At 64.2% G+C, this 13,648-nt stretch carries 15 protein-coding genes and 1 tRNA gene; 4 read left to right on the forward strand and 12 right to left on the reverse strand.

The window, feature by feature from the left end; translation table 11 throughout:
• Window positions 1-23: 23 nt before the first annotated feature.
• The 4 genes from CH268_RS13280 to CH268_RS13295 form a co-directional block, all read right to left on the reverse strand.
• Window positions 24-608, reverse strand: a complete 585-nt coding sequence (locus CH268_RS13280) for an EI24 domain-containing protein (RefSeq protein WP_141215148.1) — start codon at window positions 606-608, stop codon at window positions 24-26.
• Window positions 605-955 carry a hypothetical protein gene (locus CH268_RS13285; protein WP_094652540.1) on the reverse strand — a complete coding sequence of 117 codons (351 nt, stop codon included), beginning with the start codon at window positions 953-955 and terminating at the stop codon, window positions 605-607. Before CH268_RS13285 ends, CH268_RS13280 begins: the two co-directional genes overlap by 4 nt.
• Window positions 952-2,748, reverse strand: a complete 1,797-nt coding sequence (locus CH268_RS13290; RefSeq protein ID WP_094664579.1) for a TIGR03767 family metallophosphoesterase — start codon at window positions 2,746-2,748, stop codon at window positions 952-954. Before CH268_RS13290 ends, CH268_RS13285 begins: the two co-directional genes overlap by 4 nt.
• A 103-nt stretch (window positions 2,749-2,851) precedes the next feature.
• Window positions 2,852-3,319, reverse strand: a complete 468-nt coding sequence (locus CH268_RS13295; protein ID WP_027497473.1) for a universal stress protein — start codon at window positions 3,317-3,319, stop codon at window positions 2,852-2,854.
• Window positions 3,320-3,429: 110 nt separating this feature from the next.
• Between CH268_RS13295 and CH268_RS13300 the strand changes: the two genes are divergently transcribed.
• Window positions 3,430-4,152, forward strand: a complete 723-nt coding sequence (locus CH268_RS13300; protein WP_027497474.1) for a GAF and ANTAR domain-containing protein — start codon at window positions 3,430-3,432, stop codon at window positions 4,150-4,152.
• Between the two features lie 11 nt (window positions 4,153-4,163).
• Here the strand turns inward: CH268_RS13300 and CH268_RS13305 are convergent, their stop codons facing one another.
• The 3 genes from CH268_RS13305 to CH268_RS13310 form a co-directional block, all read right to left on the reverse strand.
• Entirely contained in the window at window positions 4,164-5,630 is a 1,467-nt protein-coding gene (locus tag CH268_RS13305; RefSeq protein WP_027497475.1) for an MFS transporter, read from the reverse strand.
• Between the two features lie 55 nt (window positions 5,631-5,685).
• A complete protein-coding gene (locus CH268_RS27915; RefSeq protein ID WP_161631816.1) occupies window positions 5,686-5,829 on the reverse strand; it encodes a hypothetical protein in 144 nt (47 codons plus the stop codon).
• 80 nt (window positions 5,830-5,909) lie between these two features.
• Window positions 5,910-6,377: an NUDIX domain-containing protein gene (locus tag CH268_RS13310; protein WP_094664581.1), complete on the reverse strand. Its 468-nt coding sequence runs from the start codon at window positions 6,375-6,377 to the stop codon at window positions 5,910-5,912.
• 93 nt (window positions 6,378-6,470) lie between these two features.
• Between CH268_RS13310 and CH268_RS13315 the strand changes: the two genes are divergently transcribed.
• Window positions 6,471-7,304: an oxidoreductase gene (locus CH268_RS13315; protein WP_094664583.1), complete on the forward strand. Its 834-nt coding sequence runs from the start codon at window positions 6,471-6,473 to the stop codon at window positions 7,302-7,304.
• A gap of 58 nt (window positions 7,305-7,362) precedes the next feature.
• Window positions 7,363-8,004 (forward strand): ScbR family autoregulator-binding transcription factor, encoded by a 642-nt coding sequence (locus tag CH268_RS13320; protein WP_094664585.1) that lies wholly within the window; start codon window positions 7,363-7,365, stop codon window positions 8,002-8,004.
• Here the strand turns inward: CH268_RS13320 and CH268_RS13325 are convergent.
• A complete protein-coding gene (locus CH268_RS13325; RefSeq protein ID WP_048318625.1) occupies window positions 7,982-8,896 on the reverse strand; it encodes an AfsA-related hotdog domain-containing protein in 915 nt (304 codons plus the stop codon). The two genes, CH268_RS13320 and CH268_RS13325, sit on opposite strands and share 23 nt — an antisense overlap.
• A gap of 274 nt (window positions 8,897-9,170) precedes the next feature.
• Window positions 9,171-9,243, reverse strand: a tRNA-Asn gene (locus CH268_RS13330).
• A 182-nt stretch (window positions 9,244-9,425) separates the two neighbouring features.
• On the opposite strand from CH268_RS13330, the gene CH268_RS13335 reads away from it, so the two are divergent.
• Window positions 9,426-9,671, forward strand: a complete 246-nt coding sequence (locus CH268_RS13335) for a hypothetical protein (RefSeq protein WP_027497479.1) — start codon at window positions 9,426-9,428, stop codon at window positions 9,669-9,671.
• On the opposite strand, the gene dnaG is transcribed toward CH268_RS13335, so the two are convergent.
• Genes dnaG through CH268_RS13350 form a run of 3 tightly spaced genes read right to left on the reverse strand, consistent with a single transcriptional unit; the run spans window position 9,668 to window position 13,618 of the window.
• A complete protein-coding gene (gene dnaG, locus CH268_RS13340; protein WP_032384555.1) occupies window positions 9,668-11,584 on the reverse strand; it encodes a DNA primase in 1,917 nt (638 codons plus the stop codon). The two genes, CH268_RS13335 and dnaG, sit on opposite strands and share 4 nt — an antisense overlap.
• Before the next feature lie 42 nt (window positions 11,585-11,626).
• Window positions 11,627-12,901 carry a deoxyguanosinetriphosphate triphosphohydrolase gene (locus tag CH268_RS13345; protein WP_027497481.1) on the reverse strand — a complete coding sequence of 425 codons (1,275 nt, stop codon included), beginning with the start codon at window positions 12,899-12,901 and terminating at the stop codon, window positions 11,627-11,629.
• Entirely contained in the window at window positions 12,902-13,618 is a 717-nt protein-coding gene (locus CH268_RS13350) for a YdcF family protein (protein WP_032382766.1), read from the reverse strand.
• Window positions 13,619-13,648: the final 30 nt, after the last annotated feature.

Genomic DNA, 13,648 nt, shown 5'->3' on the forward strand with positions numbered 1-13,648 from the left:
TGGAGCCGTTTCGCGAGCGCCGATCAAATCCCTACCCCCTTGCGATACAAAGTCGACCAATACACCAGCAGTGCAGCAGCAGTGGCCCCGAACCACAGCCACGTCAGGAATGCCGCCACCACGCCGGTGACGAAGAATCCCAGCACGAGTGCCACCACCCAGCCGAGTAGGTAGGCCAGGATCGTGATGACCGCCGCTGCGATACAGCGCCACGGGGATTGCTTCACGGTGTGTAGTGCAGCGCGCAGAGGGTTTCGGCGACCGTCGACAGCCGCTGGAAGTATCAGCAGCGCAATGACTATGACGACAACCGGGAGCAGGGGGAAGAGAATTGCGAGCGCAACAGCCGCCCCGGTCAGCACCACGCACCACGCCAGTACCCGCGGTCGTCGCCACGTCCGGCTCAGTGCACCCGACACGTTGCCGTCCACCACATCGAGTGCCGTCGAGGCGGTGAACCACAGCGCACACATCACCGTTGCGGCGGAAATGACGACCAGCGCAGCGAATCCGAGGGAGGACGTCGGAGCCGGATCCCCCACCACGGTCAGCGCCTGAATCAGAGCCGAGACGATCGCCACCGATGCGAGCAGCAGCACCCCTTTCACGGCGCACCGACCGTCGAATTGCGGTCGAGTACGTCCTGCACCGAACCCGAGTAGAGAACGGTTGCGCCGACCTTCACTTCGACGGTACTGGCATCGTCGGACGTGGCCGTACCGGTGATCGCCTCGTTACCGGTTGTCGTCCCGGCACATTCGATGTCCGCCCCGGTGCCCGAGCACACGGGCGCAACCAGGATCTCGATTCCTTGCTCGAACAGAACGTCGTTCACCGCGTAGCGGAGATTCCCGAGTTCGGCTCCCCCGACCGGCGCGAGCGCAGCGGTCTGCGAGCACCCCGCGCAGGCCAGCACCGCCGCCACCGAGATGAGATGTCTACGAACACCGTTCATCGTCCCTGCCTCGTCTCGTACGCAATCAGTCTGGCGTGCTCGTCGAGGTGTTGCTGTTCCAGAGCAGCGTCGGTGATGGCGCTCAGGTCGAACGGCGCGGGCAGGAGGAGTTCGGTGTTGCGGTCGAGGCGCGAACCTCGTCGCATCAGCGGATTCTCGGCCCAGTCGTTCGCAGCCAACTCACGACTACGCGAAGCGAGGTCCAGGTAGCTGCCGCGGTTCCCGGGCGTGATCGGCGACGCATGATCGAGCACTGTCGTGAACAGCGACAGTGTCTTGTCTCTGTTGTCGACGATCTCCACCACCTGCTGTTGCTGCGGAAAGTCGATGCACGACGCGGTGGTGATCTCCCAGAACCCTCGTCCGTCTCGCGAATGCGCCAAGATCTGATTCTGGTGGGTGTGACCGTTGAGCCAACCGATCACCACAGGATATTTCAGAAGCAGGTCGATGAATTCGTCTGCGCCGTACAGCTTCACCGACTGTCCCGGCCGCTGTGCACGGTTCTCCAGGGTCAGGCTGTTGTGGTGGGTGTAGATCAGGACGAGCTTGCGTTCGGCCTGTGCCTTCTCCAATTGCTGAGTGAGCCAGTCGAACTGGTCCTCGGGCACCGCCCCGTCGGGGCCGGCGACGGCGTTGCACGTGTCGAGTCCGAACGTGCGAACGTTCGGAGTCGGGTCCGCCGCCCACCAGGTTTCACCCGAGTCGAGGTTGTGCTGGGTGAAACCGTGCCCGATCGGCCCTGGGGTGGGAGTCGTCTCGAAGTGCTCTTGCATGAACTCACGCTGCTCGAAGAGATACCGAGCCGGATCCGCCGACACTGCCCGAAACCCGGGCCGGGCGCCGGATCCGACCCCGAGCGCATCGACCATCCTCTGCAGCGGACTACCCGTCGATGCGTACCCGGCCAATGCCGACGTGGCCGTCGCTTCGAGTGTGTACGCCTTCTGTCCCCCGACCGCGAGGGCATGCAGCTGAGAGGAGCGATCGAACGTGCCGAGCAACAACGTGTCGTGATTGCCGTAGACGGAATACCACGGGACGGGTAGCCCCACCGATTCGACGGTCCCCGACATCGCCTGCGTCAACAGATCGGGAAGCGTCGGAAATCCGTAGTCCCCGAACGACCCTCCCGACGGATCGCCCGGCCGATACGCCCACTGCGCCTCGGGCCACGCTTGCACGCCCTCGAAGACGTCGGATGCGCCACTCGTAGGCCGGACCGCGACGCCGTCGAGAACGTTTATGTACCAACGAAGTTCGAGATGAGAATGCATGTCGGCGCTGTCACCGGTGACAACCGCGGCTCCCATGGGAGCGCCGGTGACCGAACTGATTCGCGCATCCGCAAATGCCTTCACCATCGCGGCGGTGACGTGCACGGTCAGCGGGTCCTGCGGGTGGAAGGCCGAGCCCCATGCGGCATGGTCGGAGACGATCATGGGCTCGATCCGGCCGGGCGATTGCGCATCGATGACATGCATGTCCGACAGGTGCCCCAAGTAGAGCAACGAGCGTCTGGCCTGCACCCGAGACGCGCTGGGTGCCCGCCCGAGGATGTCGAGGCGAGGGACGTAGGGCTCCCCCGGCCCCGCAGCGAGCACCCGGTACCGACCGGGGCCGGTCGACGATCTCAGGATGGTCTGCGCCAGCGTTCCGCCGACATCGGTCTCTCCTGACGCCGGCTGCGCCCGAGCGACAAGGACGTGGCCCAGAACCTGCGGTGCGATTCCCCATGCCGCGGCGAGAGTGCCCACCCGAGTGACGAATTGACGACGCGACAGACCAGCCATGGAACTCCCCGAATCCGAGAACCGCACCACATGCGCCTCGCATCCGACGAGGTGACTGCCTATTTTTACAGGGAAAACCGCGGACTGGTTGGAATTCGAGCCTTCATGGCACCACTGTGACCGGCCAGCGGCCCGCCTTGACCAGTCGCACTGCCACAGATCCCGCCAATCGGTGCCCGGCGCGTTCGGAGGCCCCCACCACGACGGCGTCGGTGCGGAGTCCATCGGCAACCGCGACGAGTCCGTTGTAAGGATCACCCTGCGCAGTGCGGAATTCCCAGCGAACCTGCTCTCGCTCCCCGAAGCGGGCCACCGAGGTTCTGATGTAGTCGAGGAGTTCGTCGGCGATCTGTCGGCCCGTTTCCACCATCGAGATCCCCGCCTGGCCCCACGACGCGGTGGCGATGGGCTGCACGTAGACCAGCACCAGAAGCGATTGTTGCCTACGGGCCAGTCCTCCGGCGTATGCGGCGGCCCGCCAGGACGAATCCGAGCCGTCGACGCCCACCACGATGGACTTCGGGCCGTCGTGGCCGTACTCGAATCCCGTAGATTCCTGCGCATTGCTCACGACATGAGGCTACTGCCAGCCCGTTGGTGCAGGGACCCCGGCGCAGGGCGGTACGGTTGATGTGCTGCGCAACCGGTTTGCCCGGCATGCGCCACACGACGGGAGAAGCAATGACCGACGACGAACAGTTCGACGCTCCGTCGACCGACCCGGCAACTGTATTCGCCGCTCTGGCCGACATCGTGTATCGCGGCAGTAGCGCAGAAGAGGTCTACACCGCTATCTGCAACGCCGCGACGATGGTTGTCCCTCACTGCGATCACGCGAGTCTCATGTTGTTGCGCCACGGAAAGGCCGTCACCGTCGCGGCCTCGGATGACGTGGCACGCGTCGTCGACGACATCGAACGCGCCACAGGTCAGGGACCGTGCTTGGATGCGCTGACCACCGAGGCCGTCCAACTCGAGCCGGATTTCAGCAGCCCCACCCAGTGGCCCGCAATGGCTCGGGGTGTCCTGAACCGCACGCCGGTCCGGGGAGCGATGGGGTTCCGCCTCAAGGTCGACGAGCAGAAGGTGGGTGCTCTCAACCTGTTCACCGACACCGCGGGTGCCTTCGATGCCGACACCGCCGACAAAGCCGTCATCCTGACTGCGTTCACTTCTGTGACGGTCGGGGCGATGCTGAACGGCCAAGAGGCATCGACCTTGCGCGACGGCCTCGAGAGCAACCGTGAGATCGGCAAGGCGATCGGCCTCATCATGGCGTTGCACAAAGTATCCGACGAAGAAGCGTTCGCACTGCTCCGCAAATCGTCGCAGGATCTCAACGTCAAGATCGCCGATCTCGCATCGACGGTCGTCCAGCGGCACGGCAAGGGCCTGTCGAGCTGAACGAGCCGAGATCAGTGACCGCTCTGCACCTTCTTCGGTAGAGCGAACACCAACGCCAACGCAACGACGCTGAACGCGGCACTGACGGCCATGGCCATTGCGGCACCGTGCAGGAAGCCGGATCCCACGGTATCGGGGCCGGTGATGGTGAGTGAGCCGAACAGCACACTACCGATGACTGCGATACCGATTGCGGAGCCGACGCGCTGCATCGTCGAGATGACGCCGCTCGCGGCCCCTGCGTCGTCGCGGTCGACGGTTGCGACGATGAACTGCGCGTTGGGAGCGATGAACGCGCCGTTGCCCAAGCCCGCGATGAACAGCGGGACCAGCAGAGTCCAATGGGAGATGGTGTCGGCGGAACTGGTCGCCAAGATGATCCACAGCCAGATCAAGCCGATCGACACCAGCGATGCGCCGAGGATCAGTACGGTGCGGCCGAGTCGGATCGTGAGCTTGTTGCTCTGCGAGGACGCGATGATGCTGCCGATCGCGAACGGTATCGAGACCAACCCGGACGAGAGGGCCGTATTGCCGAGCCCGGTCTGCCACAACAACGAGATGGTGAAGAAGATGCTGGTGAACGCTGCGAAGTACACCAGCGCGAGAATCACACCGCCGGTGAATGCCGGTCGGGTGAACAGTCGCGGCGGCACGAGCGGATTGTGTCCACGACCGCTGTGGATCACCTCCCACCAGCCGAACACTGCAATCAGGCCCACGCCTGCAGCAATGGTCACGTAGGTCCAGAGCGGCCACCCGAGCTCCTGGCCTTCGATCAGCGGTACGAGCAGCGCGATGAGGCCGGCGGAGATCAGCACCAACCCGAGCCAGTCGATGCCCGGCCTTGCAGTCGGCTCGGATTCATCCTTCTTCGGCAGCAGAACCGCCGCCGCGATCAGACCGACGATGCCGATCGGCAGGTTGACCCAGAAGACCAACCGCCAGCCGTTCTCCTCACCGAAAGCCTGGATGATCAACCCGCCGACGATCGGCCCCAACGCAGTCGACACTCCGATGACCGCACCCATGATCGCAAATGCCTTGCCGCGCACAGGGCCTGGAAACAGCAGTTGAATGAACGCTGTGACAGCGGGCACGAACATTCCGCCTGCCAGACCCTGAACCACTCGGGCAACCACCAACTGCAGATCGTCCTGAGCGAGTCCGCAGGCAAAGCTGGCCACCGTGAACAGAGCGAGACCGGTGAAGAACACCCACTTGTGCCCGATCCGATCCCCGACCTTGCCCGCTGGAATCAGGGCGAGACCGAACGCGAGCGCGTAGCCCGAGATGATCCACGACAGAACGGATTCCGATGCCTCCAGCGTCGTGCTGATCGTCGGCAATGCGACGTTGACGATGGTGGTGTCGAGCAGGGCCATGAACATGCCGAGCAACAGAACCACCAGGGCTTGCCAGGCGCGCTTGGGTACCTCGATCGCCGGTGGGGTCGCTGACGCAATACCGTCGGTCACTGCACTGCCCTTCGTAGTAGTCGCTGAGCAGTATCGACCGAACGGTCTGGTATTGCTAGCCGATCATTGCGGACGCGGCGAACATCCAGGACAGGCCGGTGGCCAGAGCCACGAACCCCGAGGCCACGATTCGACCTGCCCACTGACCTTCCAGCAGAGCCGTTTCCACGCGAGCCGTGTCGGCGTCGGTCGTCTCCATCGGTGTCATGTTCCACTTCCCACCCTGCATCCGCGGCCGTCGTTTCCGGCCGCCGGATACCCCTGGATTCGCCGCCGAAACTAGCGCGACTCCACAAAGGCCTCGACTGCGTCGAGAAATGGGTGCTGCGCGGTCAGCAGCTTTGTCCTCGCCAGCGGCACCGGAAACCACTCGATGCGGTCTACCTCGGGAAACGATTGCATCTTTCCGGATTTCGGCGGCCACTCGATCTCGAATGTGTTGCTCATCGCAGTGGAGACATCGAGGTCGGACTCGATCCCGAACGCGGTGACGATCTTCCCGCCGCGCTGTGTGGCGGTGCCGAGCTCGATGGGGTTGCCCGCAGGCACCTCGATGCCGACTTCCTCTCGGAATTCACGCTGAGCCGCGGTCCACGGGTCTTCGGCTTCGGTGAACTCCCCCTTTACTATCGACCAGGCACCGTCGTCCTTCCGCGCCCAGAACGGGCCGCCGGGATGGGCGATCAGCACCTCCGCCACGTCGGCGTTCACACGAAACAGCAGAATGCCCGCGCTCTTGTTGACCATGTGATGAGCGTGCCATCAATTCGGTTGCTCACCGTCATCCCGCATCATTACCGTTATCGCGGCTCACGACCTCGATGCGAAGGGCACGACAACATGAACGCGATCGATACCGACAGAGTGTGGTTGATCACCGGAGCAAGCTCAGGGTTCGGCCGACAGTTCGTTCGCGCTGCACTCGATGGCGGCGATCGTGTGGTGGCCACCGCCCGCAGAGTTGCCGATATACGCGAACCCGCCAACGATCGCCTGCTTCGGACACGTCTCGATGTCACAGACCAGCAGTCGATAGATTCGTCGGTGGGTGCGGCCCTCGATCGGTTCGGACGCATCGACGTTCTCGTCAACAACGCCGGCTACGGTCTACTGGGAGCGTTCGAGGAGATCGACGAAGACCGCTTCCGAGAAAACATCGACGTCAACTTCTTCGGTCCCTGCGCGGTTACTCGAGCCGTTCTACCCTCGATGCGGGCACGGCAAAGCGGTCACATCGTGCAGATGTCCTCGGTAATAGGCGTGGTCCCTGGCCCCGGCGGGACAGCGTATGCAGCAGCCAAGTTTGCACTCGAAGGTTTCTCCGAAGCTCTGGCCGCAGAGGTACGCCACCTGGGTATCGGCGTCACAATCGTAGAACCCGGACCTTTTCGCACCGATGCGAGCGGTCGATCATTGAAGTGGGGCAACCCACTCGACGATTACGCCGAATTGATCGGGCCGGCGCGAGTCGCCTTCGAATCGACGCACGGATCCCAGCCCGGCGACCCACGCCGCGGCGTCGACGCTGTGATCGAAGCGATTTCGTCGGACGAGCCCCCTCTTCGACTGCCGCTGGGTTCGACGTCGTTCGACTGGATAGATGACTATCTCGTGGGCCGCATCGAGCAGGCCCGCACGGTTCGCCCCTTGGGCATCGACACCGATTTTCGGTGAATTGCCGTCTTTTGACTCGGAGAGTGCCGCGAAAGCGGGTACCAGCTATTGTCTACCGATGCAAGAGCGCGCAGAATCTACCAGGCAGGCCGTACTCGTGGGAGCCGCATCGAGCTTCGACAAGTTCGGCTACGGCACAGCCAGTCTGAGCACCATCATCGCCAACGCCGGCGTCAGCAAGGGTGCGATGTACTTCCACTTCTCGTCGAAGGAAGATCTGGCGCAGGCCGTGATCGAGGCACAGATGGCTCTTGCCACCGCTGCCACCGTCACCATCATCGAGAGCACACCGAAGGCCATCGATGCCCTGATCCTGATCACCAAGGAGTTGGCGCGTCAGCTGCAGACCGACCCCATCGCACGTGGCGGCATGCGGTTGACGTTGGAATCGACGACGGCTCAGAATCCGAATGCGCAATCGTTCGACGACTGGATCGGAATGATCGCGAAGTTGACCGAGCGCGCCCGGACCGAAAGCGACATCGTCGACGACGTGGACACGGACGCACTCGCCAGGATGATCGTCGCATCGTTCACGGGAGTTCAGACCGTCTCGGAGATGCTCACCGGACGCGCCGACCTCCAGCTTCGGATGACCGAGATGTGGCACCTGTTGCTACCGTCGATTGCCCCTCGCCGGCGACTGGCCCGGATACGAGCGGTCGCCGATGCACCGCTCATCGACTGGAACGATCGCTGAGCGGTAGCCACGGTTCGGGTGTCGCCGTGACGGACATCGCCGAGAGCACGACCCCGTCGTGCTCGAACTGAATGCGGTGAATGCCGTCGGTCGTGTCGCTGTCGACGATGACCGTGCACGGGTTGGCCCATTCGGCGAACCCCAAGAACCTGACCTCGAGGGACGTGAAGTCCAGTCCCACGCAACCGGTGGCCAAACGCAACGCCTGACGGGCGGCTTCGAGCATGGTGACGCCCGGTAGATATTCCACCGAATGATCGAACATCGCCAGGTTCCGCGGATCCGGAGCCACCACGAGCGTCCCGTCCGAGGTATGACGAGCCAGTACTACATCGGAGGGGTCGAGACGGCCGACACCGGCCGGTTCCACCACCTCGGTTCCGGCGGGAAGGTACCGAAAGTGTGGGTCGGCCATGGTCGGCTTGCGGACCTTGGAGTAGACGTCCGGTCCGATGGGACGCACGGACGCCGTTCCGGAGGCGACGACCTGACCGCGGTTGAGCAGTCGAGCCGACAGCTTCAGGTTGTCCAGCGACTCGTCCTCGAATGTGCGGTCGGTCGTGATCGACTCGGCGACAAGCGAATCGTCGATGTTGTCGACCGACAGCAGGTCGAGAATGTCGAACCGGAAGTGCTCGATGTAGACCACGTGGTCGAGCGGGACGTCGTGTTCGACGTGACAGAACAGGCTCACTGCCTGCCGTAGCGCCTCGGCGATCATCAACGAATCGTGGGTGCGACGTACCGGCACGAACATGCGATGCGACGTCGGCAGCTGTACCGCCGCACGATGCATACCGTCGACCGTCTCGTAGTCGGTCAACAGCACGTCCGCCGGAGAGCGCCGATGCACGAGCTGGCGTGGAACGGTGGATGCGTAACTCAAACTCACTTCAAAGCCCCTTAGAACCCGACCGATCCGTCTTTTTTCCAGCACTTCCGAGCGTCCCGGATCGCACGAACAGTATGTCGCGAGACACCGACAAAACTGGCATCCGTCGACCTGATTCATTCGATCGATATACAGAAGATTCGGTCACGATCTGATAGCTGTCCGGGACTCTCGGTACCACATGTGCGGTACGTTCTCGCCGACCGATCCGGTCACGGGCGAGCGACCCCGGACAGCAAAAATCCCCGCCCGGACAAGCCGGACGGGGACTGCGCTCCCCCACCTGGACTCGAACCAGGAACCCTTCGATTAACAGTCGAATGCTCTGCCAATTGAGCTATGGGGGATTACCTTGCGGCGTCACACTCTCGTGCGAGCCGTTGGAAACAATAGCGCACACCCCCTTGTGAGTACCAAATCGGGCCCACGAGAGCGCCGAGGCAGCTTCCGCTGTGTACCGAATCGCCCTGCTCGAGGTTCGTCGGGCAAGATGGAAGAACGGCCGCACGCTCTACGGAAGGACCCACTGATGATTCGTTTGGTACTGGCGGCTGGAGCTGCATATGTACTGGGAGCCAAGGCCGGACGGGGCCGCTACGAGCAGATTCGCAAGACGGCCAGCGCCGTCGCGTCGAGCCCGGCGACCAAGAAGGCCATCGAGGTCGGCCGTCAGAAGTTGTCCGACTCTCTGAACACGCAGCCGAGACTCGAGCCGATGAAGCCGGTCGACGACGAAGACCAGGTTTTCGTCCCGCGCGATCAGCTGCGGCGCTAACCGACCTCGGCGACGCTTCCCACGGCGAGTTCGAGCAGGCTGCGGCGGTACTGCTCGAGGGCGATGAGATCACCGAACAGGGCGTTGTAGTCGTCCGGCTTCTCCGCAGGCGACATGCGCTGCAGCTTGGACTTCAGTTCGGCGACCTGCTGGCCCACCCACACCTCTTGAAGCCGGGCGAGCACACCGGAGATGTAGCGCGTCAGAGCGTCGTCGGCCACGCGCATCGGGTCGACGGCCAGCTCCGTCACCAACGACACCACCACTGCGTCCTTGGCCTGCTTGGCCACCGCGTCGACCCACTCCCCACCGCCCAGGCCCGCGGCAGTGCCGCCGGCCGCGGCCACAGCATCACGCACCGCCGCGTACGCCGGATGGTGGAAGCTCTCGGGCGGTAGCGAATCGAAGACGGTGCCGGCGACCGCGGGCATCTGCAGCACCGCTTTAAGGGCCTCTCGTTGCGGCCACAGCGTCGGATCGGTGGGGTTCGGACGCGGCGGCCCGGTGGGGGCTTCCGTCGGCGCTGCCTGACGCTTCTCGAAGGGCACGCGTTTACCGCTCGTGTCGCCTCGGGCACCCTTCTTCGCCTCGTCGCGCACGCGGGCGAGCACCATCGCAGTGTCGTCCCAGCCGGTCCACCCGGCGAGCTGCCTGGCGTACTCGTCCCGCAGTGAGGCGTCCTTGATTCGCGCGACCACCGGAACAGTGCGCTTGAGCGCTTCGACGCGCCCCTCGGGCGTGTCCAGATCATGCTCTCGGAGCAGCGATTTGACGACGAAGGCAAACATCGGGGTCCGCCGGGCCACGAGATCGCGAACAGCGTTGTCACCGGATTTCAGGCGCAGGTCGCACGGGTCCATTCCGTCGGGTGCGACGGCGACGAAGGTCTGCCCGGCGATCTTCTGATCCCCCTCGAACGCCTTCATGGCCGCGGCCTGGCCGGCGTCGTCACCGTCGAAGGTGTAGATCACCTCACCGCGAAAGTAGCTGTCGTCCATCATCAGTCGGCGCAGCATCGCAAGGTGGTCTTCGCCGAACGCGGTGCCACAGGACGCCACCGCGGTCTTGACGCCGGCGAGGTGCATCGCCATCACGTCGGTGTAGCCCTCGACGATGACGGCCTGATGCGACTTCGCGATCTCCTTGCGTGCCAGGTCGAGCCCGAACAACACCTGAGACTTCTTGTACAGCATCGTTTCCGGAGTGTTGATGTACTTTCCGGGCATCGTGTCGTCGTCGAACAGTTTGCGTGCGCCGAATCCGATGACGTCGCCGCTCTGACTGCGAATCGGCCACACCAACCGGCGCCGGAATCGGTCGATGGGTGTGCCGCGCTTGCCCGGGGTCGCCAGGCCGGCGTCGACTATCTCCTTGGCTTCGAAGCCCTTGCCCAGCAAGTGTTTGGTGAGGGTGTCCCAGCCGTCGGGTGCGTATCCGCAGCCGTAGGCCAGTGCGGCGTGGCCGTCGAAGTTGCGTTCGGTCAGGTAGTCCCGGGCGGCCTGGGCATCGGGCCCGCTGAGCCGACCGGCGTAAAACTCTTGAGCCGCCGCGTTCGCGGCGATCAGGCGCGCTCGGGTCCCGCGGTCACGTTGGACCGATGGCCCTCCGCCCTCGTAGGAAATCGAGTAGTTGAGCCGGTCGGCGAGTTGCTCGACGGCCTCGACGAACGAAATGTGCTCGATCTTCTGGAGGAAGGAGTAGGCATCACCGCCTTCGCCGCAGCCGAAGCAGTGGTAATGGCCATGATTGGGCCGAACATGGAACGACGGAGACTTCTCGTCGTGGAAGGGGCACAACCCCTTCATGGAGTCGCCGCCCGCGCGCTTGAGCGAGACGTAGTCGCCGACTATGTCTTCGATCCGTGTGCGTTCGCGAATGGCGGCAATGTCACGTTCAGGAATTCGGCCGGCCACGACTGGAGTCTAGCGTCGAACAAGACGCCCGACACCCGTCGATCAACCCCAGCTGGCCTGAGCCCCGAGCGACCGCTTGTCCACCAGTTCGAGTCGACTCTCGGTGTACGACGCGATCTGATCCACGACGACGCGAGTCCGTTCGGCGTCGCTGTTCGCGCGTTGCCACGCGGGCACCAGGATGGGATCGAGTTCGCCCGGCGCCGAGCGCATCAACCACTCGGCGACGCGATGGATTCGGTCACGTTGGCGTTCCTGTCGGATCTTGTGCCCGGCGTCGGACATGACGTAGCGCAGTGCCATCGTCTTGAGTAGAGCCACTTCGGACGCGACGATCGACGGCACCACGAGGTCGGCGTCGTATCGCGTCAACGCTGCCGTGCCGTACTTCTGGCGGGTTCCGTCGATGGCAGCCGTGGCGAATCGCCCGACCAGCTCGCTCGTCATGTGCTTGAGCGCCACGGATGCGGTGAGGGTGCCGTCGTATCTGCCGACCGCGACGACGACGTCCATCTTGGACAACCGGCTCGCCGCCTCGATCAACTCGTCGACGTCGAGTCCGCGGAATTCCGAGACACCGAGTTCGGCCAGTGCCCGCTGCTCGATCGGATCGGATAGTGCTCGCAGATCGATTCTGGCGTCGATGACGCCGTCCTCGACGTCGTGTACCGAGTAGGCGACGTCGTCGGACCAATCCATGGTCTGCGCTTCGAGGCACTTGTGCTTGTCCGGTGCACCGTCGCGTACCCAGCCGAGAATGGCCGAGTCGTCGTCGTAGGCGCCGAATTTCGCGCCCGGCGCGGGCCTGGTCCACGGGTACTTCATCGCGGCGTCGAGGGCGGCGCGGGTGAGGTTGAGTCCCGCGCTGTTGCCGTCGGAGTCGAGGATCTTGGGCTCGAGGCCGGTCAGGATGCGCAGATTCTGCGCGTTGCCCTCGAATCCGCCGCAATCCTGGGCCACCTCGTCGAGGGCCCGCTCGCCGTTGTGTCCGTAAGGCGGATGACCGATGTCGTGTGCCAAGCCCGCCAGATCGACCAGATCGGGGTCGCTGCCGAGCCCCTCCGCGATGCTGCGCCCGATCTGCGCGACCTCGAGCGAATGCGTCAACCGGGTGCGCGGGGTGTCGCCGTCGCGGGGCCCGGTCACCTGGGTCTTGTCCGCAAGACGACGCAGGGCAGCACAGTGCAAGACCCGCGCTCGATCTCGGGCGAACGCACTCCGATGCGAGGCGTTGTCCGCCCCGGATCGAAGCCCAGCGGTCTTGGGCGGTTCGGGAACGAATCGTTCGACGTCGTGCTCGGAGTATGTGCCGGTCATCTACTGGCCTGCCGTGTAGGAGAAATCAGCGGTGAAGTGCGTCAACTGGTACCACAGCAGAGCGCCTGTCTCCCTGGCTATTCCGTGCGCCTGCGACTCGCGGGTGTAGACGGCAGGCCCGGTGCGGGTGGGCGAGGTCCACGCATCGAGATCGGCGTCGCGCGCCATGGTTCGGGTGCGCAGCGAGTGCCACGGATCGCTGACCAGTACCACCGATGTCTTGCCCTGATCTCGTAGCGTGGCGCTGACAGCTTCGATGCTTTCGAGGGTGTCCGATCCGGTTTCGACGGCCACGATCGCGTCGGCAGGCACGCCCTGATCTATCAGGTAATTGCGACCCGACGCCGCCTCGGTGAACAGGTCACCTTCCTGCTTGCCGCCGACGGTGACGATCTCGGGAGCGATGCCCTGCTCGTACAACGACGCGGCCTGCGCCAAGCGTGCCTCGAACACCGTCGAGGGCGTACCGCTGTACTGCGCCGCACCGAGTACGACGATGGCGTCCGCCGCAGTATGGTCGTCGATCCGAGCCACCTGCCACACGCGCACCGCGGTGCCCGCCACCAGGACGAGGGCCATCAGTATCACTCCCGCGACCAACCGACCCGTCCAGCGTCCGAGCGTTCCGAAGAAGCCCAGCCGCTCGGGACCGGGGTCCGGGGCATACCGGTCGTCGTACGGGTCGCCGTACGAATCTCGGTCGAGAGTTGAATTCACCCCTCGAGTTTGCCAGGCCCGCGCATCTTC

The sequence above is a fragment of the Rhodococcus sp. 06-1460-1B genome (genome assembly GCF_002258475.1).
GTDB classification, from domain to species: Bacteria; Actinomycetota; Actinomycetes; order Mycobacteriales; family Mycobacteriaceae; genus Rhodococcoides; species Rhodococcoides fascians.